This window comes from Virgisporangium aliadipatigenens, assembly GCF_016863615.1.
Classification (GTDB): Bacteria; Actinomycetota; Actinomycetes; order Mycobacteriales; family Micromonosporaceae; genus Virgisporangium; species Virgisporangium aliadipatigenens.
Genome location: NZ_BOPF01000037.1, coordinates 64,687 through 90,094 on the forward strand (window position 1 = coordinate 64,687; position 25,408 = coordinate 90,094).

The 25,408-nt window shown below is 70.0% G+C and carries 22 protein-coding genes; 11 read left to right on the top strand and 11 right to left on the bottom strand.

All coding sequences use genetic code 11. From position 1 onward, the window contains the following. Position 1: 1 nt before the first annotated feature. The gene (locus Val02_RS37280; RefSeq protein ID WP_203904022.1) at positions 2 to 907 is read right to left on the bottom strand and encodes a polyphosphate polymerase domain-containing protein; all 906 of its coding nucleotides are present in this window, start codon (positions 905 to 907) and stop codon (positions 2 to 4) included. A gap of 264 nt (positions 908 to 1,171) precedes the next feature. Here Val02_RS37280 and Val02_RS37285 point away from each other — a divergent pair, with 264 nt between their 5' ends. Beyond that, complete coding sequence (locus tag Val02_RS37285; protein WP_203904023.1) at positions 1,172 to 2,359, top strand: sensor histidine kinase; 1,188 nt, start codon at positions 1,172 to 1,174, stop codon at positions 2,357 to 2,359. Next, positions 2,356 to 3,033 (top strand): response regulator, encoded by a 678-nt coding sequence (locus Val02_RS37290; RefSeq protein ID WP_203904024.1) that lies wholly within the window; start codon positions 2,356 to 2,358, stop codon positions 3,031 to 3,033. The genes Val02_RS37285 and Val02_RS37290 overlap by 4 nt, the downstream gene beginning before the upstream one ends. A 202-nt stretch (positions 3,034 to 3,235) precedes the next feature. On the opposite strand, the gene Val02_RS37295 is transcribed toward Val02_RS37290, so the two are convergent. The 3 genes from Val02_RS37295 to Val02_RS48380 all read right to left on the bottom strand — a co-directional run bounded on the left by Val02_RS37295 (position 3,236) and on the right by Val02_RS48380 (position 7,387). Further along, positions 3,236 to 4,228 carry a DUF4240 domain-containing protein gene (locus Val02_RS37295; protein WP_203904025.1) on the bottom strand — a complete coding sequence of 331 codons (993 nt, stop codon included), beginning with the start codon at positions 4,226 to 4,228 and terminating at the stop codon, positions 3,236 to 3,238. 364 nt (positions 4,229 to 4,592) lie between these two features. Beyond that, the gene (locus tag Val02_RS37300; protein ID WP_203904026.1) at positions 4,593 to 7,265 is read right to left on the bottom strand and encodes an alpha-L-rhamnosidase; all 2,673 of its coding nucleotides are present in this window, start codon (positions 7,263 to 7,265) and stop codon (positions 4,593 to 4,595) included. Then, on the bottom strand, positions 7,262 to 7,387 hold the full coding sequence (locus Val02_RS48380; RefSeq protein ID WP_275415646.1) for a hypothetical protein: 126 nt from the start codon (positions 7,385 to 7,387) through the stop codon (positions 7,262 to 7,264). Before Val02_RS48380 ends, Val02_RS37300 begins: the two co-directional genes overlap by 4 nt. A 314-nt stretch (positions 7,388 to 7,701) precedes the next feature. Between Val02_RS48380 and Val02_RS37310 the strand changes: the two genes are divergently transcribed. From Val02_RS37310 to Val02_RS37325, 4 genes are all read left to right on the top strand, one after another. Next, positions 7,702 to 8,739, top strand: a complete 1,038-nt coding sequence (locus Val02_RS37310; protein ID WP_203904027.1) for a LacI family DNA-binding transcriptional regulator — start codon at positions 7,702 to 7,704, stop codon at positions 8,737 to 8,739. Between the two features lie 333 nt (positions 8,740 to 9,072). Further along, positions 9,073 to 10,140, top strand: coding sequence for a hypothetical protein (locus Val02_RS37315; protein WP_203904028.1), 1,068 nt, complete (start codon positions 9,073 to 9,075; stop codon positions 10,138 to 10,140). 20 nt (positions 10,141 to 10,160) lie between these two features. Next, the gene (locus tag Val02_RS37320) at positions 10,161 to 10,583 is read left to right on the top strand and encodes a YbaB/EbfC family nucleoid-associated protein (protein WP_203904029.1); all 423 of its coding nucleotides are present in this window, start codon (positions 10,161 to 10,163) and stop codon (positions 10,581 to 10,583) included. A gap of 8 nt (positions 10,584 to 10,591) precedes the next feature. Next, complete coding sequence (locus tag Val02_RS37325) at positions 10,592 to 11,236, top strand: hypothetical protein (protein ID WP_203904030.1); 645 nt, start codon at positions 10,592 to 10,594, stop codon at positions 11,234 to 11,236. A 325-nt stretch (positions 11,237 to 11,561) separates the two neighbouring features. Here Val02_RS37325 and Val02_RS37330 read toward each other — a convergent pair whose 3' ends face one another. After that, the gene (locus tag Val02_RS37330; protein ID WP_239153637.1) at positions 11,562 to 12,164 is read right to left on the bottom strand and encodes a response regulator; all 603 of its coding nucleotides are present in this window, start codon (positions 12,162 to 12,164) and stop codon (positions 11,562 to 11,564) included. A gap of 34 nt (positions 12,165 to 12,198) precedes the next feature. Further along, on the bottom strand, positions 12,199 to 13,374 hold the full coding sequence (locus Val02_RS37335) for a sensor histidine kinase (protein WP_203904032.1): 1,176 nt from the start codon (positions 13,372 to 13,374) through the stop codon (positions 12,199 to 12,201). 175 nt (positions 13,375 to 13,549) lie between these two features. Here Val02_RS37335 and Val02_RS37340 point away from each other — a divergent pair, with 175 nt between their 5' ends. The 3 genes from Val02_RS37340 (at position 13,550) to Val02_RS37345 (ending at position 16,806) form a co-directional block, all read left to right on the top strand. Continuing rightward, on the top strand, positions 13,550 to 15,769 hold the full coding sequence (locus tag Val02_RS37340) for an MMPL family transporter (protein WP_203904033.1): 2,220 nt from the start codon (positions 13,550 to 13,552) through the stop codon (positions 15,767 to 15,769). 85 nt (positions 15,770 to 15,854) lie between these two features. Then, positions 15,855 to 16,319 carry an immunity protein Imm33 domain-containing protein gene (locus tag Val02_RS48905; protein ID WP_444546007.1) on the top strand — a complete coding sequence of 155 codons (465 nt, stop codon included), beginning with the start codon at positions 15,855 to 15,857 and terminating at the stop codon, positions 16,317 to 16,319. 10 nt (positions 16,320 to 16,329) lie between these two features. Continuing rightward, complete coding sequence (locus Val02_RS37345; RefSeq protein ID WP_203904034.1) at positions 16,330 to 16,806, top strand: nuclear transport factor 2 family protein; 477 nt, start codon at positions 16,330 to 16,332, stop codon at positions 16,804 to 16,806. On the opposite strand, the gene Val02_RS37350 is transcribed toward Val02_RS37345, so the two are convergent. From Val02_RS37350 to Val02_RS37365, 5 genes are all read right to left on the bottom strand, one after another. Continuing rightward, a complete protein-coding gene (locus Val02_RS37350; protein WP_203904035.1) occupies positions 16,722 to 18,089 on the bottom strand; it encodes a hypothetical protein in 1,368 nt (455 codons plus the stop codon). The two genes, Val02_RS37345 and Val02_RS37350, sit on opposite strands and share 85 nt — an antisense overlap. Positions 18,090 to 18,425: 336 nt before the next feature. After that, complete coding sequence (locus Val02_RS48385) at positions 18,426 to 18,548, bottom strand: hypothetical protein (protein WP_275415647.1); 123 nt, start codon at positions 18,546 to 18,548, stop codon at positions 18,426 to 18,428. A 104-nt stretch (positions 18,549 to 18,652) separates the two neighbouring features. After that, positions 18,653 to 19,474 carry a class I SAM-dependent methyltransferase gene (locus Val02_RS37355; protein ID WP_203904036.1) on the bottom strand — a complete coding sequence of 274 codons (822 nt, stop codon included), beginning with the start codon at positions 19,472 to 19,474 and terminating at the stop codon, positions 18,653 to 18,655. Between the two features lie 676 nt (positions 19,475 to 20,150). After that, on the bottom strand, positions 20,151 to 20,840 hold the full coding sequence (locus Val02_RS37360; RefSeq protein ID WP_203904037.1) for a response regulator transcription factor: 690 nt from the start codon (positions 20,838 to 20,840) through the stop codon (positions 20,151 to 20,153). After that, positions 20,837 to 22,000, bottom strand: a complete 1,164-nt coding sequence (locus Val02_RS37365) for a sensor histidine kinase (protein WP_239153633.1) — start codon at positions 21,998 to 22,000, stop codon at positions 20,837 to 20,839. Before Val02_RS37365 ends, Val02_RS37360 begins: the two co-directional genes overlap by 4 nt. A 274-nt stretch (positions 22,001 to 22,274) precedes the next feature. Between Val02_RS37365 and Val02_RS37370 the strand changes: the two genes are divergently transcribed. Both Val02_RS37370 and Val02_RS37375 read left to right on the top strand, forming a co-directional pair. Beyond that, the gene (locus Val02_RS37370; protein ID WP_203904038.1) at positions 22,275 to 23,072 is read left to right on the top strand and encodes an ABC transporter ATP-binding protein; all 798 of its coding nucleotides are present in this window, start codon (positions 22,275 to 22,277) and stop codon (positions 23,070 to 23,072) included. Next, the gene (locus Val02_RS37375; RefSeq protein WP_203904039.1) at positions 23,072 to 25,324 is read left to right on the top strand and encodes an ABC transporter permease; all 2,253 of its coding nucleotides are present in this window, start codon (positions 23,072 to 23,074) and stop codon (positions 25,322 to 25,324) included. Before Val02_RS37370 ends, Val02_RS37375 begins: the two co-directional genes overlap by 1 nt. Positions 25,325 to 25,408 lie beyond the last annotated feature (84 nt).

Consider the following 25,408-nt stretch of genomic DNA (forward strand, 5'->3'; position numbering starts at 1 on the left):
GTCAGACCTCACTCAGGGAAGGAATATCGTCGACAACATGGAAGACAGAGCGCGGCGCCCGGCCGAACGCCTCGACGCTCTGGCAGTACTTGGAAACGCGCACCACCGACATGTTCAGCTCGGCGGCGAGATCGGTGAGCCAGTACGGCACCCGCTCGTTGGCCTTGAACTCGACCACCGACAGCCGGGCCGGCACGATGAGCCGGTTCTCCGCGTCCGCGCCGAGCGCGAAGTCGCGGTCCCGGCCGCGGATCCGGTGGTCGATGGTGACCCGCAGCCCGGCGTCCGCGTCCCGCCCGACAAAGGCCTCCCGCTGGTAACCGGTCATCGCCACCGGGCGCAGGTCCAGGCCGCAGATCAGTTCCAGGACCTCTTCCAGGAACGCCCGCTGCTCCGGCTCGTGCTCGACCATGACCCGCCCGTCGCACAGTTCCCGCGCCAGGCGGTACGGCAGCGCCACCCGGCGCTTCTGGGTGACCCGGTTGACCCGCTGCTTGATCTCGACGAAGACGGTCGAGTCGTCGTCGACGGTGAACCGGTCGCCGTAGTGGCGCACCCGCAGCTTGCGCCGGAAGCGCAACCCTTCGATCTTCTCCCAGTAGAAGCGCAGGTCGCGGGTGTCGTAGTAGACGCTCCACACCCCGTAGCCGCCGCTGACGCCGTGGCTGTCGAGGTCGAGCCGGCCGGCGAGTTCCGCCCGCAGTTCCGGGACCGCCGCGCTGGGCAGCACGTACTTGATCTCGTATCGATTGAACGCGTGCAGCTTGCTCGGCGCGCGCAGTGCGTGGCCGGCGTGGTCGTCGCTGCGCGGCCCGCCCGCGTCGGCCGGCGTCCGGCCGGAATCCGGCGGCTCCGCGGTGACTGTGCGATCCGGCGCAACCGCGCGTCGTCGGAACGGCAATCGCATAGCTTCAGCCCATCTCGTAGAGTCACGGACGAACAAGGACGAAAGCACCTGGACCTCAAAGCCGGCTTTGAACGAGCTTCAAACCGCATATGAATGCCAGGTGTACGGCAAACCAACACAACCTTGGCTTTCGTGCACGCGGCGCAGCGTCCTCCAGCCGTGGTAACGCCGTTCGGCCGCAATACCACGGATGCAGTACCGGGCCTCGCGGCCTACCACGGCCGGACGACGCGCGCGCCGTGGCTGACCGCCTACGTTTCGGGAGTGGAGTTGACCGTGGTGCGCCAGGCACGGACGGCCGCGCGGCGGTATCCCCAGCTGCTCGACGCCCTGCTCGGCTGCGCCCTCGTCAGCCCGATCGTGCTCGCGGCGACCGCCGCCGCGCCGCACCATCCCCGCCCGTCCGTCGCGACGACCGGCGTCTTCGCCGTCGTGCTCGCCTTCCTCGCCGTGGCCGGGCGGCGGTTGTGGCCGTTGCCGATCCTGGTGGTCACCGGCGTCGCGGCCCTCGGCTACATCGTCGTGACCCGCGTCCAGCAACCGGTCCTCGTGATGGCACTCGTGGTCCTGACCTACACCGTCGCCGCACGCACCGACCGGCGCACCACCTGGCTGGCGGCCGGCACACTCGCCGTCTCGCTGTGCACCGCCGGGCTTCTGCTCACGGCGAGCAGCTGGTGGGGTCCGAACATCATCGGCGTGCTGGCCTCCCTGGGTATGGCCGCCTCGATCGGCGACGCCACCCGCAGCCGTCGCGCCTACGTCGTCGAGGTCGAAGAACGCGCCCGCCGCGCCGAACGCAGCCGCGAGGAAGAGGTCCACCGCCGCGTCGTCGAGGAGCGCATGCGCATCGCCCGCGAACTCCACGACGTCGTCAGCCACCACATCGCCGTCATCAACGTGCAGGCGGGCGCCGCCGGCCACGTCCTGGACCGACAACCACAGGCGGCCCGCAGCGCGCTGGAACACATCCGCCGCGCCTCCGACACCGTGCTACGGGAACTCTCCTCCGTCGTTGCCGTCCTGCGCCAAGCCGACGACCTCGACCTGTCCACCGAACCGGTACGCGGCCTGGCCCGCCTCCCCGAACTCCTCGACGCCCTCCACGCCGCCGGCCTCACGATCGAACACCGCCAGCACGGCGACGCCCGGAACCTGCCGGCCGTCGTCGACCTCGCCGCCTACCGCATCGTGCAGGAAGCACTCACCAACGCCCACAAGCACGGCACCGGCACGGCCCGCCTCCGCATCGCATACCTCGCCGAGAACATCCACATCGAGATCTCCAACCCGGTCGCGAGCACCGGCCCCGGAGCGGGGATCGGATACGGCATCGTCGGCATGCGGGAACGCGCGGCGACCGCCGGCGGAACCCTCACCACCGAAGCCGCCCAGGGCCGGTTCGTGCTCCGTGCCGCGCTGCCCGCCCCCGCGGAAGTCCGCAGCCCGTGACCGTCCGCGTCCTGCTCGCAGACGACCAGGCCCTCATCCGCGGCGGCTTCCGACTCATCCTCGACACCGAACCCGACATCGAGGTCGTCGCCGAGGCCGTGAACGGCCGCGAAGCCGTCGACCTCGCCCGAACCGCTCGCGCCGACGTGGTTCTCATGGACATCCGCATGCCGACCATGGACGGCCTCGAGGCGACCCGCCGCATCGTCGCCGACGACAACCTGGCCGGCGTACGGATCCTCATCCTCACCACGTTCGACAACGACGACAACGTCGTGAAGGCCCTGCGCGCCGGCGCCGCCGGATTCCTCGGCAAGAACGTAGAGCCCGCCGAACTCGTCCGCGCCGTGCGCACCGTCGCCGCCGGAGAGGCACTGCTCTCGCCCAAAGCCACCCGCGCCCTCATCGGCAGATTCCTCAGCCAACCGGAACCGAGCGAACCGGCCGACAGCGCACCGTTCGACACCCTCACCGACCGCGAACGCGAAATCCTCACCCTCGTCGCGCACGGCCTGTCCAACGACGACATCGCCGAACGCCTCTACGTCTCCCCGCTCACCGCCAAGACACACGTCAACCGCACAATGACCAAGTTGGCCGTCCGCGACCGCGCCCAACTCGTCGTCCTCGCCTACCAACACGGGCTCGTTCGCCCCGGCGACGGGCCCCCGTAACAGCCTCGGCCACGCCGGCCGGTCGCCAATCGTCAGATCATGGCCAGCGCCCCACCGGAGCCGCCGGCCGGGTCCTCAGTGCCTGTGAAATAAGGGGCTCAGGCCGCTGTGTGGCGGGGTCCGGTCGGGTGAGGCATCGGGTGATCATGGCCCACTGGAGCATCGCGGCGTGGTGGGCGGGGTGTCGTTCGAGGCGGACACCTCAGCTCGTGACGTCCGTCCCCGCCGGGGCCTCGACCTGCCAGCGTGCGACCTTGTCGGCGCGGACCACGGCGCTCCAGCGCGCGGGTCCGGCCAGCGCGGGTTCGCGGCACTCGGACCAACCGTCGACGGTGACGACGCCGCGGACCGCGGAGACGGCCTCGAAGTGGTTGCGGTAGTCGGGAAACGCCGCGAAGAAGCCGCGCCACACCTCCGTGCACTCCGCCTTGCCGACCACCACCGCGCCCGCGCCGTCGACGAAGGCGTGGTCGTCGGTCATCAGCGCGGCGAGGCCCTCCAGATCGCCGTGGTTGATGCGATCGTTGAACGCGATCACCACCGCGCGCGCCTCGTACTTCATGGTGTTGCTGTAGTCCACGTCGCCGTCGCCGAAGCGATCCAGCAGGATCGCGTGGTTCCCGGGGAACAGCGCCTCCAGGCGGGGCAGCCGCACCGGCCGTGGCAGCGGCGCCGGCGCGGGACCGAGGTCGTCCTCCATCGTCTCCCCGACCCGTTCCACCTCGTCGTAGAGCCCGTCCTCGTCGCCGGTGACCTCCTCGTAGGCCGTGTGCGCGGCGAACTGCACGCCCTCTGCCTGGAAGGTGAACTCGTCGAGCCGGCCGGCCGCCATCAGCCGCACGGCCGGATGGTCGGCCAGGTTGTCCGGGTCGGCCGTCACGAGGTCGAACCAGTGGCGGCCGAGGCCGACGATCCCCGCACAGAAGTCGGTGAAACCGTCGTCGCCGACGCCGAGTGTCATCAGGTACACGGCCTTGTGGATGCCGTCGTGGTCCGCCACCCGGCCCTGCAACGCGGCGAACCGGACCTCGAACGCGGCGATCTCCGGCGGGCTCAGCCGCGCCAGCCGCGCCACCAGCGCATCGGTCAACAGGGCGTCGAGGGAGTACTCCGACTCGCTGTCACACTCGTTCCAGTCGATGTCGATGTCGGCGCGTGCCGCCTCGATGATCTCCCAGCACCGGTCCGTGTCCACACCGGCATGGTCGCACCCCGCCGGTCCGGAGGGGTGCCCGCCACCGCGCACGCACGGCCGGATCGAGGTCACGGCGTGAACTCCGGCAGGGTCAGGGCCGAATCAACTCAGGTTTGGCGACCGCGCTCCGCGCGTTGCCCTCGACCGTCTCCAGCGGGCCGACGCCGCCGGCGAGCAGCCACAGGTAGTCGCCGACACCTGGCGGGATGTCTGCGACATCGCCCGCACGGGCGCGGACCGGCCGCCGGTCGGCCAGGACTTCACCGGCTGGAATTCCTCCTCCGCCAACACCCCCGATCCCGGAGCGGATGGTGAGGGCAGGAGCCAGCGGTCGGGGTCATCTCATGGGATGTCTCCCGCGACGTCAGGGGGTGGGTGCGGTGGCGGTGAAGGTGTAGCGGCCGGACGTCAGCCGCAGGGTCGCCCGGGCAGCGGTGCGTTCGACCCGGAGGACACCGGGCGCCCCGGCCGCGGGGAGGTCACCCTCGCGCAGGGAGTCCGGGTCCGGGGTGGGTACTTCCAGGACGGCGGTGCAGCCGGGCGGCACCGTCACGTCGACGGTGAGCAGACCGTGCTCCAGCGACCATCCACAGTGGACTGTTCCGCGGACGGTCTCCTGTTCGGCGCGGGCCCAGGTGAGCCGCCCCCCGGGCAGCGGCCGCAGCAGCAGTTCCCGGTACGCGACGGAGTCCGGGGACTGGTCGATGCCGGCGACCCGGCCGTAGAGCCAGTCACCGACACTGCCGAGGCTGTAGTGGTTGAACGAGTTCGTCGCCGGCGACTGAAAGCCGTTGTGTGCGGTCCAGCCGTCCCAGCGTTCCCAGATCGTCGTGGCGCCGTGGCGGATCGAGTAGCCCCATGACGGGTACTCGTCCTGGTGCAGCAGCGCGTAGGCGAGGTCGGCGCGGCCGTGTTCGGACAGCACCGGGCACAGCAGCGCCACACCGACGAAGCCGGTCGTGAGCCGGTTGCCGCGCTTGTCGAGGTCGGCGGCGAGATGCGCCACGGCGGCGGGCACCAGCCGCGGCGGCAGCAGCCCGAAGGCGAGCGCGAGCAGGTAGCCGGTCTGGGTGCCACCGGTGACGGTGCCGTCGCCGTCCACATAGGACTCGACGAACGCGTCACGGATGCCGGTGTGCAGCGCGCGGTGTTCGGCGGCGTCGCCGTGGCGGCCCAGAACGGCGGCCGCCTCGGCGACGATCTGCGCGCTGCGCGCGAAGTAGGCGGTGGCGAGCAGATCCCGTGGGGTCGTCGCGTCGATCTGCAGCCAGTCGCCGTAGGAGTTGCCGGTGCGGTGGCGCCAGCGCAGGTCGGGGTTGTGCCGGCGGATGTGCGCGACCCAGCCGCGCATCGCCTCGTAGGACTCCGCCAGCGCGGCGCGGTCGCCGTAGGCGCGCCACAGGTACCAGGGGATGATGACGCCGCCGTCGCCCCATGCGGGCGCGCCCTCGCGGTACAGGGCGACCACGGGCGCGACGTCGCGGAAGGCGCCCTCGGCGGTGCGTCCCGACACGACGTCACGCATCCAGCGGGCGAAGAACGCGGAGACGTCGGCGTTGCGGCCGGCCGTCGGGGCGAAGATCTGGGCGTCGGCGAGCCAGCCGAGGCGTTCGTCGCGCTGGGGGCAGTCCGTGGGAACGGCGACGAAGTTGCCGCGCTGGCCCCATTCGATGTTCGCCTGCAGGCGGTTGACCGCCGGATCCGAACATTCGAAGCGGCCCGTCCAGGGGATGTCGCTGTGCAGCACGACTGCGGCTATGTCGGGCGGTGCCAGTTCCCCCGGATAATCCTGGACCTCGACGTAGCGGAAGCCGTGGAAGGTGAAGCGGGGCTCGAACACCTCGGTGTCGTCGCCGGCGGCGACGTAGCGGTCGGTCGCCTCGGCGCGGCGCAGGTTGGCGACGTAGAGCGCGTCGCCGTCGAGAATCTCGGCGTGGCGTAAGGTGATCCGCTGCCCGGCGGCGGCACCGCGGACGGTGAGGCGGACCCGACCGACGAGATTCTGCCCGAAGTCGACGATGTGCCGGTCCGGCCCGGGGCGGTGCACGGTGACGGCCGCGAGCTCACGGGTGACCCGCACGGGATGGTCGGGCTCGGCCACGAGCGGCCCGGGATCGGTGTCCAGGACGGCGACCGGCGCGAGCGCGTCCTCGCGCCGGCGGGCGTCGACGTGCTCGCCCATCAGCAGGTCCGAGACGACGATCGGGCCTTCGCCCTCGGTCCACGTGTCGTCGGTGGCTATGACGCGGCGGGATCCGTCGGCGAAGTCGAGCACCAGCTGCGCGAGGTAGGCGGTCGTGTCGCCGTAGTGCAGGGCCGGGCGGCGCGGGTCGAAGCCGACGTAGCCGGACCACCAGCCGTCGGCGACCACGGCGCCCAGGACGTTGTCGCCCGTGCGCAGCGTGTCGGTGACGTCGTATGTCTGGTACTGCAGCCGGACGTGGTAGTCGGTCCAGCCGGGCGCGAGTTCGTGGTCGCCGACCCTCGTCCCGTTGAGGCGGGGCTCGTACACCCCGCGCGCCGTCGCGTACAGCCGGGCCCGTACCGGTTTTTCCTTGATATGGAACGTCTTTCTCAAGTACAGCGGCGGCGGTGTCGTTCCGGTGGCGACGCTGTCGGGCATCCGCTGCGGCGGGTCGAACGGCGGCGCCGTCGCGTGGTCGCGTCCGATCCATACGGCTTGCCAGTCGTCGCGGTGCAGCAGCCCCGTCTCGAACCAGCTGCGCGCGCTGCCGCCCTCGGCGCCGGCCTCGTCCCAGACGGTGACCCGCCAGTGGTATCGGGTGGACGATGCCAGCACCGGACCGTCCCACGGCACCAGCAGTCCCTCGGTGGACTCGCGGCGTCCGGTGTCCCACAGCAGCCGGTCCGGGTCGTCCAGGTCCACGATGCGCGGTGCGGCGACGATGCGGTAGGCGCTCTGGGCCGCACCGCGCCGTTCGGCGGCCAGTTTCCAGGACAGGCGGGGCCGTGCGGCGTCGAGGCCGAGCGGTTCGTGGCGCTGCTCGACGGTCAGGCCGTAGGGGTGCGGTGTCATCCTTTGAGCCCTCCGGCGAAACCGTTGATGATGCTGCGTTGCAGCGCGAAGTAGATGACGAGGATCGGCACGATGCTGATCAGCTGTTCACGGCGCGGTTCGGGCCGAGCAGGTTGCGCCACAGGTCGGCGGTGACGATGGGACATTGCCGGCAGGACGAACCACCAGGATGGGGCCGTTCGTCGGGGAGTTCCCATCGGCTGAACCCATCGCTGTGAAACGTTTCATCTATAACGGCGCGCCGGATCGGTCGCGGGGTTCACCGCTCGTCGTCGCGCGTGGTCGCCCGTCCGACAGCATGTCGAACGCCATGGGTAACGTTTCCCGATGTTGCGCCGACACTAGGGGCGAGTGACCACGGCGTCAAGAGTTCTCGCTCTTGGGGCCGCACCATGATCGTGATAAACGTTCTCCACATCGGCCGCGAGGGAGAACGATGGAACAGTCAGCACCGCCCCGGCGCATCACCATCGTCGACGTGGCGGAGCACGCCAACGTCTCCACCACCACGGTGTCCAAGGTGCTGCGCAACGCCTACGGCGTCAGCCCCGCCATGCAGGCGAAGGTGCGCAAGTCGATGAGCGACCTCGGCTACCGGCCGCACGCCGCGGCACGCGGCCTGCGGGGGCGCACCTACACGATCGGGCTGATGCTGCCCGACATCCGCAACCCCTTCTTCCCCGAGATCATCGACGGCGCCAACGAGGTCCTGGACGCCACCGACTATCAGATCCTGCTCGGCCCGGCCCGCAACGTCCGCGAGATCGAGCATCGGGTCACCGAGGCGATGATCGACCGCAGCATGGACGGCCTCATCCTCATCGTGCCCGCCGCCACCCCGACCGAACTGGAGCAGACCGCCCGCGCCGTGCCCGTCGTCGTCGTTGCCCGGCACCTCCGGTCGACCCTGCTGGACACGGTCGTCACCGACGACGTCGCCGGCGCCGCCCTCGTCGTGGACCACCTCGCCGACCTGGGACACCGCCGCATCGCCCACATCGCGCACGCCGAATCACAACGGCACCTCGTCACCACCATGCCCAACACCATCCGGGCCGAGGGCTACCGGCAGGCGATGCGCGCCCGCGGCCTCGGCGACGAGATCGACGTCGTCGCCACCACCTACAGCAAGGAGGGCGGCTATCTCGGCGCGCGGCAGTTGCTCGCTCGCTCGCGTCGTCCCACCGCCATCTTCGCCGGCGCCGACATCGCCGCGATGGGCGCGCTCGAGGCGATCGCCGACGCCGGCCTGTCGGTCCCCGGCGACATCTCCGTCGTCGGCTACGACAACACCGACTTCGCCGCCCTGGGCGGCATCGGTCTCACCAGCGTCGAACAGGGCGGCCGCCAGATGGGTAGCGACGCCGCCCGCCTCCTCCTGGAACGCATCGACGACCGCGCCAAACCGTCCCGCCTGATCTCCCTGTCCCCGACCCTGGTGGTACGCCGCTCGTCCGCCCCGCCGCCGCGCTGAGTCACACCGGAGTGCCCATGCCCGCATACCCCGCTCACCCTCGAACCGAAGGTCGCGCCTTTGTGGCTCCGACGGTCCGGCCGGCGTGCGCGGGCGCACCTGGGACGAGCGGCGTGTGGAACGTGTCGCCCCGGCTGCCGGCCGCCGGGGCGAGCCGTCAACGAATCGAACGAGGTCGTTGGCGTCGATGTGCTTGTCGAGGAGTTCGCGCAGTTCGTCGCCGCGGGCGGCGGGACGGTCACGCCGGGTTTCCCGGGCCGGAGCCGGTCCTGGCACCGTTAAGGTACATATGTGTTGACGCGCGAGGCGGCGACCGGAAGCGGGGGTGGATCGATGGGAAAAATTGTCCTCAACTCGGCGAATGTGACCAATGCCGCCAAAGGGTTACGCGAGATCGTGGTGCCGGCGACGAGCAAGGCAGCCGACAAGCTTGCCAACGGGTACCGCATCGACCCACCCGGCATGGGCGTCGCGCTGAGCGTCATCGAGGCGCAGTACAACGCCACATTGGACTATCACGTGCAGAACCTGCAGGTCGCGGTGGAATCGATCGAGGCGGTGGCTAACGGCCTCGATATCACGGTCCGCAACTACCTGACCGCCGACGAAGTCAACGTCAACATGATGACCGTCCCCGGCCTGTACGAAGGTACGCGCGACGGCCAGAGCTACGGCGGGGGTTTTGGCGACACCGGATTGGCCAGGACCTTCACCAGTCCGCTGGGCGGCGACGGCCTGCAGTGGAACGACGTGGACACCATCATCGGGCTCGGCGCCCAGATCGCGGCGCTCGGGACCGCCGGCTACACCGCCTATATGTCGCCGACCTACCTGCCCACGCCCATCGTCGCCGCGCTCATCGTCGCCAACGGGCCCTCGATGGTCACCGTGGGAAGGCGGCTCGCCGATATCGCCACGACGCTGGAAACCGAGGTCAACAAGCAGTTCGACAGCATCGCCACGTCGGCGACGGGCGGCTGGGAGGACGCGAGCGTCGTCGAATACCGGAAGGTCATCACGGAGATGAACCGTGAGCTCGCCCAGATGCAGAAGGCGGTGGCCGCGGCGTCGACGCTGGTCCTGGCGGTGACGGCACTGCTCGGCGCATTCTGGTTGGCGTTCATCTCTTTCACCGGACCCTTCTTCGCCCAGATCAGCGCTCTCTTTTCGATGCAGTTCGGACCGCAGGCGGCCGTCGTGCAGCCGATCATTCAGCTGCTGGGCGCGCTGGCCTCGGCGGCCTGGCTCAAGGCCACCGGCACCGTCGTCTCCGTCCTGGCCGCTGCGGGTACGCTGATTCTCGGCGTGATCAAGGAGTTCGGCGCCTTCCAGCGCTTCGACGAGCAGGGTGACCACACGCCCGACCTGAAGCAGATCCAGATTTCCTGGTCGACGGCCTGACCGGGAACGGGGGGAGCACAGTGACCGACTTCGAGAAAGAACTGAGCAAGCTCACCGGGCAGGTCCAGGAGCAGATCGCGGCGTTCGAGCGGCAGCGCGAAGCCATCGCGACAGCGACCGGCGAGGGTGCGAGTGCCGACGGCATGGTCACCGCCGTCGTCGACTCCCGCGGGGTCCTCCGCGACATGACCATCAACCCGCGCGCGCTGCGGCTGGGCAGCGAATCAGTGCGCGACTCGGTGCTCGAGGCCGTCCAAGCCGCTCACGACCATCTCGCCGAGGTCCTCCGGGAGCTCATGCCCACGCAAGGCGCAGTCGACGTGACGGGCATGCTGAAGAAGGTGGAGTTGCCGGCCGAACTCCGCGGGATCATGGACCAGCTCAACCAGCGGGCGTCCGACGTCGGATACGAGGCCGACCGGTTCGGCCGGATGAACCGATAGCCGCCGAAGTGACCCTCGACGGGTACCAGGGGTCCGGCCGAGTACTGGTGCTGCGCGGCCCCCGAGGACCGGCCGGAGCCGTCCTCGGCTATGTCTGGTGGTTCGCCGCCGCTGCCGCCCTGGCCGCTGCCGGTTGGTGGACGGTGGCCGGCTACGAGGGATCCAGGCCGGTGCTCAGCGTCCTGTACGGCGTGCTGATCTTCCTCGTTGTGTTTCTTCCGTTGGGGCTGATCGTCGCGTTCGGCCTCAACGCGGCCCACCTCAAGGGCCTCGACGGCGGATCCGGCATACCGCTGGCCGAATTGAGCCCAGAGGGCGTACACGTGCGTTACCGCGGGGTCCGGGCCCGCGAGCGGCGCCGGGGACTTCCTGACAGCCCACCGTACGATGCCGCGGCGCCCTGGTCGGTGATCACCGGCTGGCGGCCCGGCCGCGGCCCGTTCGGCGAGCCTGTCCTGGTGCTCGACATCGACAGTCCGGACGAGTTGGTGACTCATCCCAACCCGCGCGGTGCGCCCACCTATGCGGCCAGGCTACGAGAGGCCACATCGTCGCCACTGGCGGTACGCACGCCGCGAGCGGTCTCCGGAGAGTTGCCGGCGCTGCGCCGGATGCTTGCGGAGTACGGCGTCCATGAGCGTCCGCTCAGCTGACGACCGACACGTCGAACGCTGGTATGCGGTTCGGTAGCCTTTTTGGCGCCCGAGCCGATCTCCCGGACGCTGCTCACCGCCAACCGGGGCACTTGGATCACCCCGAACTCGACGCCTCTGCGCAACCCGATCCCGTTCCGCCGGAGGGTGCGCGAATCAACAGGTACCAGCTCGCGCGCATTGACCACCGCACCAGCCCGCTGCAGATCACCGGCTGGTGTAACGGGTGCTCATCGGTAGATGGCCGCAACGCTCCCATCCGCCGCTCATCTCTTCGCCGCCAGCCAGGAACTTGTCCCGGTCCTGGCAGCCGGCGGCGCACTAGCTAGGCGCCGGGGACGATGCGGTGGGTCTCGTACGCCCACATCGCGATCTCAACCCGGTTCCGGACGCCGAGCTTGCCCATCAGGCTCGCGAGGTGGGTCTTCACCGTGCTCAGACTGATGTGCAGGGCGTCGGCGATCTCCACGTTGGTCAGCCCCCGGGCGACGGCGATGAGTACGTCCTCCTCGCGGGCGGTGACCGGGACGACCGGCTGTGTCATGGGCCGCCCGACCGGCACGTCAGCGAACGCCCGCAGCAGACGCACCGTTACGCTCGGGGCGATGAGCGCCTGACCGTCCGCCGCCGACCGGACGGCCTGGACCAGCAGCTCCGGCCCAGCGTCCTTGAGCAGGAACCCGCGGGCGCCCGCGCGCAGCGCACCGTAGACATACTCGTCGAGGTCGAACGTCGTGATCACGACGACCACGACGGGGTCGGCGACGCCGGGTCCGGCGAGCTGCCGGGTAGCCTCCAGCCCGTCGAGGCCCGGCATCCGAATGTCGAACAGGCACACGTCGGGCCGCAGGTCACGGGCGAGCCGCACGGCCTCGCTCCCGTCGGACGCCTCGCCGACCACCTCGATGTCGGGCTGGAGGTCCAGCATGATGCGCAGCCCTGTGCGGATGATGGCCTGATCGTCAGCGATGACGACGCGAATGGGCTGCACTGTGCGTCCTCCTCCGGGGCAGCTCGGCCGTGACCTGCCAGCCGTGCTCGGCGCCCGGCCCGGCCCGCAGTTCGCCGCCGAGCATCGCGGCCCGCTCGCGCAGCCCCGCCAGACCGTACCCATCGCGGCTCTTGCCGGCGCGTACCCCGTCGTTGCGCACCGTCACCGTGATCCGCTCCGGCTCGCCGGTGACCCGGACGATGATCCCGCTGGCGTCGACGGAGTGCCGCCGGGCGTTGGTCACCGACTCCTGCACGATGCGGTAGACCGCCGCGTCCACGGCCGGTGACAGCGCGTCCAGGTCACCGTCGAGCCGCAGGTCGATCGGGAGCCGGCCGCCGGTGCCGCTCAGCAGCCGCTCCAGGTCCATGACCCCGGCGATGGGGGCCAGGTCGGCGCCGGTGCCGCGGTCCCGCAGCGCGGCGACCATGGCCCGCATCTCCTCCAGCGTGCGCGCGCCCTCCTCCTCCACGCCCTCCAGCGCCTCGACGGCGGCGGCCGGTTCCACGCCGGCGAGCACCCGACCGGCCTGGGCGCGGATCACCATCGCGGAGACGTGGTGGGCGACCGTGTCGTGCAGTTCCCGGGCCAGTCGCTCTCGCTCTTTGGAGCGCACCCCGTCCAGGAGCCGCTCGCGGGCGGTCGCCCGGAACCGCACCGACGCCCCGATCACCGCCGGCATGAACAGGAACCCGAACCCCGCGATCTGCTCGGCGGGCGGGATGATGTCGTCCTCGACCGCCTGGACGACGAACGCAACGAGGAGGATCCCGATACCCAGGACGATCTCTCGTCCCGATCCCCACCGGAGCAGCGCATACACCAGCAGCAGCACGATCACGCTGCTGCCCAGCCCGACCGGCTCGCGCGGGTCCGCCACCAGTGACGCCAGCCCGAGCAGGATGATCGCACCGAACCCGAGCGCGACCGCCGTCAGCGGCCGGGTCCGGCGCCACATGAGCAACGCGCACGACCAGACGGCGAGCACAAGGGCCACCGGCCGCCACACGAGGTCGTCGCGCAGCGTGGCCTCGGTGACCGCGCTACCCAGTCCCGCGGCGAGCAGCGCCCAGTCCCTCCACACCCGCACGGGCACATCGGCGGGCCGCGGCTCGGTCCACAGATTCCGCAGGTCATCGGTCAGCACACTGTCCAGCCTAGGGATCGCACCGGCACGCGCATCGGCCGAAAGAACGGCCGACCGCTCGGCCCGTGGAGGGACGGATCTGCGGCTCGCGGGCCGATGCCCGCCGGTGCTGCGACGACGAGCCTTGCATCAGCGGCCGGGGTACAGCGGCCGATGAGGTCATTGGAGGACCCCGATGCTTTCGAAAGCCCTGTCCCGTCTGGGCGGCGGCGCGGCCCGCCATCCGTGGCGGATGATCGCGGCCTGGCTATTCGTCGCCGCGCTCGCTGTCGTCGCCGCGAGCGCGTTCGGTGGGCGGCCCGCCGACTCGATGACCGCCCCCGGGCTGGACTCGCAACTGGCCGCGAAGCTGATCGAGCAGACCGGCACCGGCCAGGACGGCATGACGGCCCAGGTGGTCGTCACCCCGCTCGACGGCGGCGTGAGCTTCTTCGACCAGGGTGCCGCGCGGACGGCGCTGGCCCGACTGCAGGCCGAGGTGCGGCAGCTCCCGCACGTGCTCGGCACCGGCGAGCCGGTCCAGGCGCTGGACGCCGGTGGCGACGCCGCCGTCCGCGCCGGTCTGGTCTCCACCGACGGGCGGATCGCGCTGATCCGGGTGCAGTACCCGCCGCAGGACGAGCTGTCGGCCAAGGACCTCGACGCGCTGGTCGCCGCCGTGGAACGGCTGCGCGGTGAGCTGCCGCTGCGCATCGAGATGGGCGGGGACCTGTTCTTCGCCTTCTCCGATGCGGGCGCCGGCATCGGCGAGCTGGTCGGCCTCCTCGCCGCGGCCACGATCCTGTTCCTGGCGTTCGGCTCGCTCATCGCCGCCGCGCTCCCGATCGGCATGGCCATCTTCGGGCTGACCGTCGGCATCGCCACGATGACGGTCCTGGCCAGGTTCATCGAGGTACCGACGTTCGGGCCGGTGCTCGGCAGCATGGTCGGGCTCGGGGTCGGGATCGACTACGCCCTGTTCGTGCTGGCCCGGCACCGGGAGTACCTCGCCGCGGGTGTCCAGCCGTCCGAGGCGGCGGCGCGTGCGGTGGCCACGGCCGGGCGGCCCGTGGTGTTCGCCGGCGGCACCGTCGTCGTGTCGATCCTCGGCATGGCGGTCGCGGATGTGCCGTTCATGACGATCGGCGGGCTCGCGGTCGCCCTGGTCGTGCTGATCATGGTGCTCGCGTCGGTGACGCTGCTGCCGGCCTTCCTCGGCCTCGCCGGTGCCCGCCTGGGCCGCCCGGGCCGGCTGATGCGCCGCGTCGTCCGGTGGCGGGCCGCTACCACCGCGGGCACCGGGTGGGTGCGCTGGATCGGGCATGTCAACCGGCACCCGGGGCTCTACGCGGTCGGTGCCGCCGCGCTTCTGCTCGCCGCGACGCTGCCCGTGTTCGGCCTGCGGGTGGGTCTGCCGGACGACGGCTCGATGCCGCGGAACCGGACGGAGCGCAGGGCGTACGACCTCGTCGCCAAAGGCTTCGGGCCGGGCGCCAACGGTCCCGTCATCATCGCCATGACCACCGCCGGGGATCCGGGCGCGCTGGACCGGGTCGTCACCGCGGTCACCGCCGACCGGGGCGTCGCGTCGGTCGCCGGGACGCAGATCGACCAGGCGACCGGGATCGCGACCCTGGTGCTGTTCCCGACCAGCGGGCCGCAGGAGAAGGCCACCACGGACACCGTCGCCCGGCTACGCGCCGAGGTCCTGCCCGGCGCGGTCGGTGCCGGCCCGGCGAAGGCCCACGTCGGCGGCGCCGCGGCGAGCCTGTCGGACGTCGGGAAGCGGACCAGTGACCGCATGCCGGCGTTCGTCGGCGCCGTGCTGGCGCTGTCCTTCGTGCTGCTGCTGCTGGTGTTCCGCTCGGTGCTGGTACCGCTGAAAGCCGTTCTGTTGAACCTGCTGAGCATCGGCGCGTCCTACGGCATCATGGTCGCGGTCTTCCAGTGGGGCTGGGGCGGCGCGCTGATCGGCCTGGAGTCCACGGTGCCGATCGTGTCGTTCATCCCGATGTTCATGTTCGCGATCCTGTTCGGCCTGTCCATGGACTACGAGGTGTTCCTGCTGTCCCGGGTGCGGGAGGAGTACCTGCGCACCGGGGAGAACCGCACCGCGATCGTGCGGGGCATCTCCGGCACCGCCCGGGTCATCACCTCCGCCGCGCTCATCATGGTGGCGGTCTTCCTGTCCTTCGCCGTCGCGGACGACCCGTCGACGAAGATGTTCGGTCTCGGCCTGGCCACCGCCATCTTCGTCGACGCCACGATCGTGCGCATGGTGCTGGTACCGGCGACCATGACCCTGCTCGGCAACGCCAACTGGTGGCTGCCGAAGTGGCTTGACCGCCTGCTGCCCGGCGGCCACGAGCCGCTGGACGAGAGACCACCGGCCAGGGAACTGGAGACCGTGCATTAGGCACCCCGCATCGGCCTGCTCGCCGTCGGCTCACGGATCCGCTGGTGCCGGGTCGGCTCCGGCCGAGAGCGGAGTGCCGGTCGTGATGGCCACGGCGGTGTGTTGCTGCGGCCGGTCGGCGGCTGCGGTGGTTGCCGTGCCGCGCAGGGCGACGGATCAGAAAGGTCAGGGGCGGGTCGCTCCCGGGCTGCGGCATCCTCGAACGGAAGGGCTGTGCGGGTGGTACCTGTGGTGGTCGGAGATGTTCCCAAAGGCCGACGACGCGTTCGAGGTGCACCATGTTCGGCACCTCGCGGACGACGACCGGTTCCGCGTCGTGGCGCTCGACCCGAAACGGCGGGTCAAGTTCCCCCTTGCCCGTGAAGAGGGTGATGTTCCGACCTCACCAGCCGCACCACCGCGGTTCCGCCGAACCAGACCCGACCTTCGACACCGCCTCGCCGGGCGACCGAGCGCACCATCGGCGGCAGATCCGGATGCCTTGATCGTTTGGGCCGTTCGCGGTGCCGCACTCGGCCCCGACGACGGGCCGCTGGGCGGGGCGTCGTAACGTCCCCATCGTGGTCACGTTCGAGAGCTTGGCGCTCCGGCTGGAGCGGGTCGAAGCGCAACTGGCACTGCAAAGGCTGGTACACGACTACTGCATCGGTGCCGACCACCGTGACCTGCAACGGTGGACATCAGTGTGGACTACCGACGCGGTCTGGGAGACCAGCCCGGACCGCCGCTTCGTCGGCATCGAGTCCATCCGCAACGCAGTCCAGGACCAGTGGCGGACCTTCCCGATCATGCAGCACGCCACCGCCAACCACGTCATCGACTTCAACGGCGCCACGGCAAAAGGCCGATGCGACGTGGTGATCCTCGTCCAGCTGCCTGACCGCCGGTGGATCGCCGGCGGCGGCAGCTACGAGGACCACTACCGCATCGTCGGCGGCTCCTGGCGCATCGCCTACCGGCGGGTCGTGCGGCCGTTCGATCTCGCCCCACTTGCCCCGGCCGACGGACCTAATGAGGTCACCGACATACCCGACTGAGCCTTGCCACGCACCATGCCGTTCCATTCCTTGAGGGCAAGCGAGCGCTCAGCGGCAGATCCGCGTAGCGCGCGAAGCGCGGCAAATCCGTGACCGTGATCTTGATCCATACGGATGTGCGGCTGGGCGGCGGTGCGGTGGTCGGTGACGAACTGGAGGCAGTTCACCGGCGTGCCGCTCCGGCGAATCACTGGGCTCCGTAGCGTCTCGGGGTTCACCCGCCATGACGCGAGGAGGGTCTCCATCGCGGGGCGTGGCAGGGAGGGGTTCGCCGCGGCCGCTTCGGCCACCCGCTCGTCGGGATCGTCGAGCAGTTTGATGATCGTCGCGGCTGGCAGGGTCGGATGGCGTGCGGCGACGGGTCGGCCCTGGTGGTCGGCAAGGCACAGCGTCAGGGTTGCCGCGTCGGCGTGCGGATGCGCCGCGATGATCCGGTAGGCCTTCTGTACCGGCGGGACGTGCGTGGCCAGTTCGTGCAACAGACCTGGGCTGCAGGTGGGGTTGTGCGCCACCCGGACGACGACGCGGCTGCCGTGGCGGGCCACCATCGTGCGTAGCTGTGCTTCGGTGAGCGCCGGGTTCGGGGCCAGCGACTTGAGTACCTTCGCGTCCGGATCCTCGGCGAGGAGGTTCACCACCTCTGGGGGCAGGTCGGGCCGTGCGGCCAGGAGCATCCTGACCGCGGCGACGGGTGAGCGGGCCATCTGTGCCACCTCGGCCGGGCCGGCGGCGGCGATGCGTGGCAGCAGCGCCGGGCCGATCCTCGTGATAGGCGCGATCTCGGCCAGCACGTCGAGCGGGACGCGCGGGTTGTGCGCCAGCCGTCGCCGCACGTCGTTGGTGTCGTCGCTGGCCATCACCCGGATCAGGCTCTCCGTGACCGTCGGGTTGGCCGCCGCCTCGCCCCGTACGCCCGGTACCGGGTCGCCGGCCAATCGCCGGTAGACCTCCGGTGGCAGGTCCTGCCGTTCGGCCACCGCCCACCGCACCCACATCGCCGGTTCCTCGACCCACCCGGCGACGGTCTGCGGTGGCGTCGTCGGGTTCGCCACGAGCGCATACCGCAGGTCGACCAACGCGCCCTCGTGCCGGCCGCGGCAGCACATACCGGGCGGCGGGTCCGCGCTCGCGTCGCAGCCGTAGCACAACCGCGCTGGCGGCAACGTCCCGTCAGTGCCCAGCGCCGCCAACAGCGACGCGGGGGCCGCCTCATTGCCGGCAACGCCACGCCGGACCGCCAGGTGCGGATGCCGGGCGAGCCGCATGACCACCTCGGCGGGCATCGTGGGCGACCGGGCGGCCTCGGCGACAACCACCACGTCGGGTCGTCCGCCAGGTCCCGCAGCATGAACGCCGGCGTCGGATCATCCGACAGCGCGATCACCGAGACGGTGGCGAAGAAGGCGATCGAGAAGGTAGACCGCACGCTTGCATGACAGACGGTCTTCTCGATCGCAACGACTGAGGCCAGACGAGTCGCACACCGCGCCCACGCCTCGTTCGGAGGACCGCAGTGCGCGGCGCCGACGATATCTGGGTGGACCGATTGCGGGGGGCCCGCGACTGCTGACAGTCGTCAGGTTCGAGACGGAACCTCAGACGTCATCAGCGCCGCGCGGTTAGGGGTCGTCGTCGTTCGTGGTGCGGTGGTTGCGCTTGCCGAAGCCGCTCGAGATCCGGGTGCGGCGCAGCAGGTCGTGCTCGACACGGATGTCGCCGCGGCGGTCTGGTGAACAAACCACAGGCCAACGCCGGTGCAGGGCCTCGGCTGCGGTCCGAGGCGGGAGCCTCTTCCTCGCGCTCTGGTAAGCCAGATCGCTGCGTGACTGACAAAGCGAGATCGGGTTCAGGGTGCGCTGGGTGCCTGACCGATTGCGACGAAGTTCTGGCTCATTCCGAGAATCGATGGTTCGTTCTCGAGTAGTCGCAGCAGATCGAGAACCCGCTTGCGCTGCCCGGGTTCTTTGAGCCGCTCGGGGAGTTGGGGCAGCAGTTTGACACTGCCGCTGGCGCCGACGAGCGCGCGCATCTCCAGGCCGGCCTCCTGCACTTCCTCAGCGAGATCTTCAGGCCGGTGGAAGTAGGAGGTGGTGAACTGAGTCGGGTCGCCACCGGGGTTGCGGTACTGCCCGTCGGCGAGGAACGTGATGTTCTTTTCGAATTCGTCCTGCTCGACCGGTGTGCCAAGGGCGATGTCCTCGAAGAGTGGGTAGAACCGGGACAGCGCCTTCGCCAGGACCACACCGCCCGGCCGAAGAACCCGCCGGGCCTCTCGCAGTGCCTTGATCCGGTCGTCCCTGTCCGTCAGGTGGTAAAGCGGCCCGAGGAGCAGGACGGCATCCGCAGAGGCCTCTTCGGCGTCCAACGCCCGCGCGTCTCCGACAGCCGTACTGGCCAACGGAGCGGACGCAGCGTGGGAAGCGGCCTCAGCCTGTTCCACGTGCAGCGGCACCGGATCGATCAGGTGCACCTCGTATCCGGCCGCGGCGAGCGGGAGCGCGTAGACGCCGGCTCCGCCGCCTACATCCACTACTCGTGCAGGCGCTGTGGGCAGGTAACGTTCCAGCAGGTCCCAGATCCGCAGGAACTCGATCCGCCGCTGATCGGCACTCAATCGCTTTTGTTCCAGCCCGTGCTCGTAATACGCAAGGATCTCGGGATCGATCATGTCGGCAGACTGTAGCCGGAAAGGTGAGTGCGACCACCGAATTTCGCTCTTGAGCGCTAGCACGACCGCTACGGCCTCATCGCGATCCACCGCGTCGAAGAGGCCGCCACTGCGGCGATCACTTCGACAACTGAGCACCGTCGCTGGCCTGAGCTGGCTGGACGACGTCACACAGAGCTCACCGATGGGAAGGCCCGTTCCCGCAGCGGACCGCTAATCGCGCTCAGCATCACGAGGTCGACCAAATCCCGGTCACAGGGCTGCTCGACCTGTTTCACCCACTGGTAGTAGGTTGACTCGGTGATCTGAGGACACGTAGCAGTAGCGCGACCGCGAAGCGGTCACGGTGTTCGTTGACGAACCTCATGACCCGGGTCGGACCGAGCCGGCCGAGGACGGGTTGTTGCGGTTCGGAGTGGTATGCCGACTCGGTTCACCGGTAGATCGGCCGGCGTTGGACGAATTCCGGTCGGAGCTTGCATTCAGGGCGTCCTCGCCCTGGGGCGAGGTCGAACTGGACTTCGAAGCCGAAGAGGCTGCGATCATGACAGCAGTCGGCGGACCGAACTCGATTCTCTTTCGGGTGTACGTCGCGTCCTACGCCGATCGAGTCGGAGGGCGGCCGTTGGCGCAAGGAGGGTGTTGCGTGGCGCTTCACTGGCTCCTCGTCCGGCCGTCACACCTGGTCGGTGCCGCCGTTAGGGTCAACGCGAGCCAGACCGGTCTGGTAGGCGAAGACAACAAGTTGGGCGCGGTCGCGTGCCTCCAGCTTGGTCATGGCGCGGTGCACGTGGGCGCGGACGGTGAAGGGGCTGAGGTACATCCGGTCCGCGATCTCCATGTTGGACAGACCGGTCGCGACCAGAGCGACCATCTCGCGTTCGCGCGGGGTGAGCGCAGCGAGTCGTTCGGGACGGCGTGGTGGAGTGTCAACCGGCGTGGCGAGGAAACGGGCCACCAGGGAGCGGGTCGCGGCGGGGGACAGGAGGGTGTCGCCGTCGGCGATCGTACGCACGGCATTCAGCAGCTCTTGGGCCTCGATCCCCTTGCCGATGAAGCCGCTGGCCCCTGCGCGTAGGGCTTGTGCGACGTACTCGTCGGTCTCGTAGGTGGTGAGGACCAGTACGCGGGTGGCGCGCAGATCCGGATCGGCGCAGATCTCCAAGGTGGCGGTGAGGCCGTCCATGCCGGGCATCTGGATGTCCATGATCACTACGTCCGGGCGCAGCTCGCGGGTCAGAGCCACCGCCTCAATGCCGTCGCTTGCCTCGCCGACCACGGCGATGTCGTCGGCGCTTTCGAGGAGCGTGCGGAACGCACCCCGTAGCAGCGCCTGGTCGTCGGCGAGGAGCACTCGGAGCGTCACAGCGTATCCCTGGCCTCTGCGGGTGTTCCGTCAGTCCTCCGTGCTGTGTTCTCGGCAGCTGGAAGAGGCAGGAGGGCACAGACGAGAAAGCCTCCCTGGAGGCGCGCGCCAGCCGTGAGGGTTCCGCCGACCGCGGTTGCTCGTTCACGCATGCCGATCAGACCGTGGCCGGGTGGGCGCTCCGGCGTCGGAGAGCCGCTGCCGTTGTCGGTGACGGTGACGGTCACGTGGTCGCGGTTCCAGGCGATGCGCACGTGGGCGCTACTGGTGGGAGCGTGCTTGGTCACGTTCGTCAGGGCCTCTTGGATGATGCGATAGGCAGTCAGGTCGACTGCCGGTGGTGGCAGCCTGGCCGTGCCGTCCTCGTGCATCCACACCTCCAGGCCCGCGCGGCGGAAGGCGCTCAGCAGGGCGGGTACCTGCGATAGCCCGGGCGCTGGATCGGTGGGTGCGGATGTGTCGTCGGGCTGGCGCAGCAAGCCGACGGTGGCCCGCAGGTCGTCGAGGGCCTGGCGGGTGGTCTTGACCAGTTCCTCCAGGCTGGCGCGGGTCTGCTCCGGGCGGGTGTCGAAGAGGTGGGCGGCGACAGCGGCCTGCGCGTTGGCCAGGGTGATCTGGTGGGCTACAAGGTCGTGCAGTTCGCGGGCGATGCGGACCCGTTCCTCGGCTACCTTCCGGCGGGCCTCGCTGTCCCGGGTTTCCTCGGCCCGACGCGCCCGCTCCTGCACGACCGTCAGGTAGGCCCGCCGGTGCTGCGCCGAGCGGCCGAACACGGCGGCTACGAGCGGGGACGCGGCCACGGTCACCAGCCTGCTTGTGTCCTCCCACGAGAAGTCGGTCTCGAAGAACGGGGTGAAGGCGACCAGCAGTGCGGCGGATGGGAGCAGAACCGCGACCACTACCCGCAGTTCGCTGCGTACGGCGAGCGAGTAGGCGCTGATGAGTGCGGGGGCAATGACGAGTGGGCTGGGCAACAGGCCCAAGGGCGCCACGAGCATGCCGCACACGGTCGTGGCCATCGTGGTGGCCACGGGCGCGCGGTGCCGCGCCGGGAGCATCGCCGACGACACCGCGGCGATGAGATAGGTCGGCGCCGGCGGCGGTGCCAACGTGTCGTCGTCGTGCAGCAGACCTCCGAGCAGGCAGAGCACGAACGCCACCGCGACGACCGCTGCCTCCCGCCACCACCACATGCCGGGTCGCCCCGCCCGCGATGTCCACTTACGCGACACACGGTCAGGCTACGGGACGGCCACCCCCGCACACGGGCTATGCGTGTAGTGCATCTGCACCAGAAGAGGTGCCGGGCTGGTCCGCGTGCACCAGGCGAAGACGGTTTGGGCAAACGATGTGCGACACCGCGGTGGACGACAGGGTTGGTGAGTGAATCGTCCGGCACCGGGCCGGACGGCAGAGCAGCCGGGGGGAGAATCGTTGAAGGACACCGGAGACATCACCGACGCGGTGCGGCTGACGGCCGTCCGCAAGGTCTACGGACGGCGCGACAACCAGGTGGTGGCGCTCGACGGCGTGACGACGCGGTTCGGTCGAGGAACGTTCACAGCGATCATGGGGCCATCGGGGTCCGGCAAGAGCACCCTGCTGCAATGCGCGGCCGGGCTCGACCAGCCGACGTCGGGTTCGGTTCTGATCGAGGAGCACGAGCTCAGCGAGATGAACGAGACCGAGCTGACGAAGCTGCGGCGAGACCGGATCGGCTTCGTCTTCCAGGCGTTCAACCTGCTGCCGGTGCTCACCGTGCGGCAGAACGTGACGTTGCCGCTGCGGCTCGCCGGCCGCAAACCGGCCCCGGGCCGGGTATCGACCGTTCTGGACCAGGTTGGCCTGGCCCAGCGGAGCAACCACCGTCCTGCGGAGCTGTCCGGTGGGCAGCAGCAGCGGGTCGCCATCGCGCGGGCGTTGGTCAGCGAACCGGCCGTCATCTTCGCCGACGAGCCGACCGGCGCGCTGGACACGAGGACCGCGCGCGACATTCTCGCGCTGCTGCGGCACGCGTCACAGGCGGCTGGCCAGACGATCGTGATGGTGACCCACGATCCGGTCGCGGCGTCGTTCGCCGATCGCGTCCTGTTCCTCGCCGACGGGCGCCTGGCCGGTGAGCTGGACTCGCCGACGCCGCAATCCGTGGCCGACCGAATGACCCACCTGGGCGCCTTCGCCGACGAAGATCCCCTCCCGCGGTTGGCGACGAGCCGAGGAGGGCAGCGCTGATGCTCGCGTTCGCATTGCGCACCCTGCGGTTTCGCGCGGGCATGTTCGTGGCGGCTTTTCTCGCCATGTTCATAGCGGCGGCCATCATGATGGCTTGTGGCGGCCTGATCGAGACCAGCATCCGCACCGCTGTGCCGCCGCGACAGCTGGCCTCGGCCGACGTCGTCGTCGCCGGCGACCAGGAATACCACGACTCCGGTGGCGACCCCGACGAACCTCCGATCCTGCCCGAGCGGGTCCGTATCGACGCGGGGCTGGCGGACACGATCGCGGCGCTGCCTGGTGTGCGAAAGACCGAGAGCTTCGTCTTCGAGGGTGTCCCGCCGGCGGGTACGGTCGACGCGATCGGTGTGATCGCCAAGCCGGGAGTGGACATCGGCGAGCTCCGGAAGCGGATCGACGCCGAGTTGGATGCCACGACCGTCACCCTGGTCGGTGACGAACGGGGGCAGGCCGAACTGCGCGAGGCCAAGGCGAGCGGCGTTGCGGTGATGGGCCTGGCCGGAATCCTCACCGCCTTCGCGATCCTGGTGTCGATCTTCGGGGTGGCCTCCATGCTCGCCCTCTCGATCGCCCAGCGCCAGCAGGACCTGGCGCTGCTGCGAGCCGTGGGCGCGACGCCTCGCCAAATGCGCCGGCTGATCCTTCGCGAGACGCTGCTGCTGTCCCTGCTCGCCACCGCACTAGCCTCCTTCCCGGGCCGGTTCCTGGGCGAGTTCGTGTTCGACCAGCTCGCTGAGCGCGGGATCGCCGCGGACGGCGTGGCCTTCCATCAGGGCTGGATCCCCACCATCGCCGCCATGGCGGTGGCGATCCTCGCGGCCCTGGCCGGTGCCCTGGGCGCCGGCAGAAGGGCGTCGCGCGTCAAGCCGACCCAGGCGCTCGCGGAGGTCTCCGTCGAAGGCAGGCTGATCGGCGCCGGGCGCTTGCTGCTGGCGGTGATCGTCCTCGGCGGTGGGCTGGCCCTGACCATCGTGACCATCGCCGTGATGAGTGGACCGCTCTCGCCGGCCACCGCCGCACCTGCCGTGATCCTGCTCGCCATCGGGTTCGCGTTGCTGGCACCCGTGCTGACGAAGGTCACGACCTTTGCCGTGCAGTGGCCCGTGCGCGCGTTGGGTGGTGTGACCGGCCAGCTCGCCGTGCTCAACGCACGTGGGCGCAGCGGCCGGCTGGCGGCCGTGATGGGGCCGGTCATCCTGCTCACCGCGGTGTCGACCGGAATCCTGTACCTCCAGGCGACGAACGACAAGGCTGATCGGCAGAGCTTCGCCGACAATCTGGTCGCCGACGCCGTGGTGACCACCCAGGACCGCTTCGACCCAGACCTGGTGGGACGGATCAACGGCCTGCCGGGCGTCGCCGGCGCCTCGGAGTACGTCGACAGTGTCGGCTTCATCGAGAGTCCGAGGGACAGCTCGCCGATGAACGAGGGCTGGACCCTGCAGGGCGTCACCGCCGCCGGCGCCGACGCCACCACGCCCGTCAAGGTCACCGCGGGCAGCATCTCCGACCTGCACGACGACACGATCGCGATCGAGGACCAGCACGCCGACAAGCTAGGCGTCGACGTCGGCGCCACGATCAAGCTGCGGATGGGCGACAACACCCCTCTCGACCTGCGGGTGGCCGCGCTGTTCTCCGCCCCGGACGACTACAACACCCTCTTGCTGCCCGCCGACACCCTGGCTGCCCACACCACCGAGGGACACGCGACGCGCATCCTGGTCAAATCTGACGGGAACATCACGCCCGAGCAGCTGGTGGCGGACCTGACCGAGGTGACCTCCGCCGAGAAGGGACTGGCCGTCACCGGCCGCGACGTGCTGTTGACGGAGTTTGACGACCAGAAGCAGACCGCCAACTTCGCGATCTACATCATGGTGCTCATGATCGCGGGGTACGCGGCGATCACGGTAATCAACACTCTGGCGTCGAGCACGGCGGCGAGGCGACGGGAGTTCGGGCTGCAGCGGCTCGCCGGCTCGACTCGAAGCCAGGTGATGCGGATGGTCGGCCTGGAGGGCGCGATCCTGGCCGCCAGCGGCATCGCGCTCGGCACCGTTGCCGTGATCGGGATCCTGGTGCCGGTCAGCCTCAAGCGCCTCGACTCGGTAATACCCGCCGGATCCCCGTGGATCTACGTGTCGACGGCCGCACTCGCCGTCCTGCTGACGCTCGGAGCCATGCTCCTGCCCGCGTGGCGGGCGACGCGTGGCCGGCCGGCCGAGGCGGCACTCGCCCTCGAATAGCCAGGGCGGCATACCGCGGCCGTTTTGAAGCCTCACGCTGCGAGCTCTTCTATCTGAGATGACTCTCTTATTTGAGAATGGAAT

Bases quoted from the DNA above. Each gene is read 5' to 3' on its own strand.
- Val02_RS37280 (WP_203904022.1), bottom strand. From the start codon at position 907: ATGCGATTGCCGTTCCGACGACGCGCGGTTGCGCCGGATCGCACAGTC.
- Val02_RS37300 (WP_203904026.1), bottom strand. From the start codon at position 7,265: ATGACACCGCACCCCTACGGCCTGACCGTCGAGCAGCGCCACGAACCG.
- Val02_RS37310 (WP_203904027.1), top strand. From the start codon at position 7,702: ATGGAACAGTCAGCACCGCCCCGGCGCATCACCATCGTCGACGTGGCG.
- Val02_RS37315 (WP_203904028.1), top strand. From the start codon at position 9,073: ATGGGAAAAATTGTCCTCAACTCGGCGAATGTGACCAATGCCGCCAAA.
- Val02_RS37330 (WP_239153637.1), bottom strand. From the start codon at position 12,164: ATGCTGGACCTCCAGCCCGACATCGAGGTGGTCGGCGAGGCGTCCGAC.
- Val02_RS37340 (WP_203904033.1), top strand. From the start codon at position 13,550: ATGCTTTCGAAAGCCCTGTCCCGTCTGGGCGGCGGCGCGGCCCGCCAT.
- Val02_RS48905 (WP_444546007.1), top strand. From the start codon at position 15,855: ATGGCCACGGCGGTGTGTTGCTGCGGCCGGTCGGCGGCTGCGGTGGTT.
- Val02_RS37350 (WP_203904035.1), bottom strand. From the start codon at position 18,089: ATGCCCGCCGAGGTGGTCATGCGGCTCGCCCGGCATCCGCACCTGGCG.
- Val02_RS37355 (WP_203904036.1), bottom strand. From the start codon at position 19,474: ATGATCGATCCCGAGATCCTTGCGTATTACGAGCACGGGCTGGAACAA.
- Val02_RS37375 (WP_203904039.1), top strand. From the start codon at position 23,072: ATGCTCGCGTTCGCATTGCGCACCCTGCGGTTTCGCGCGGGCATGTTC.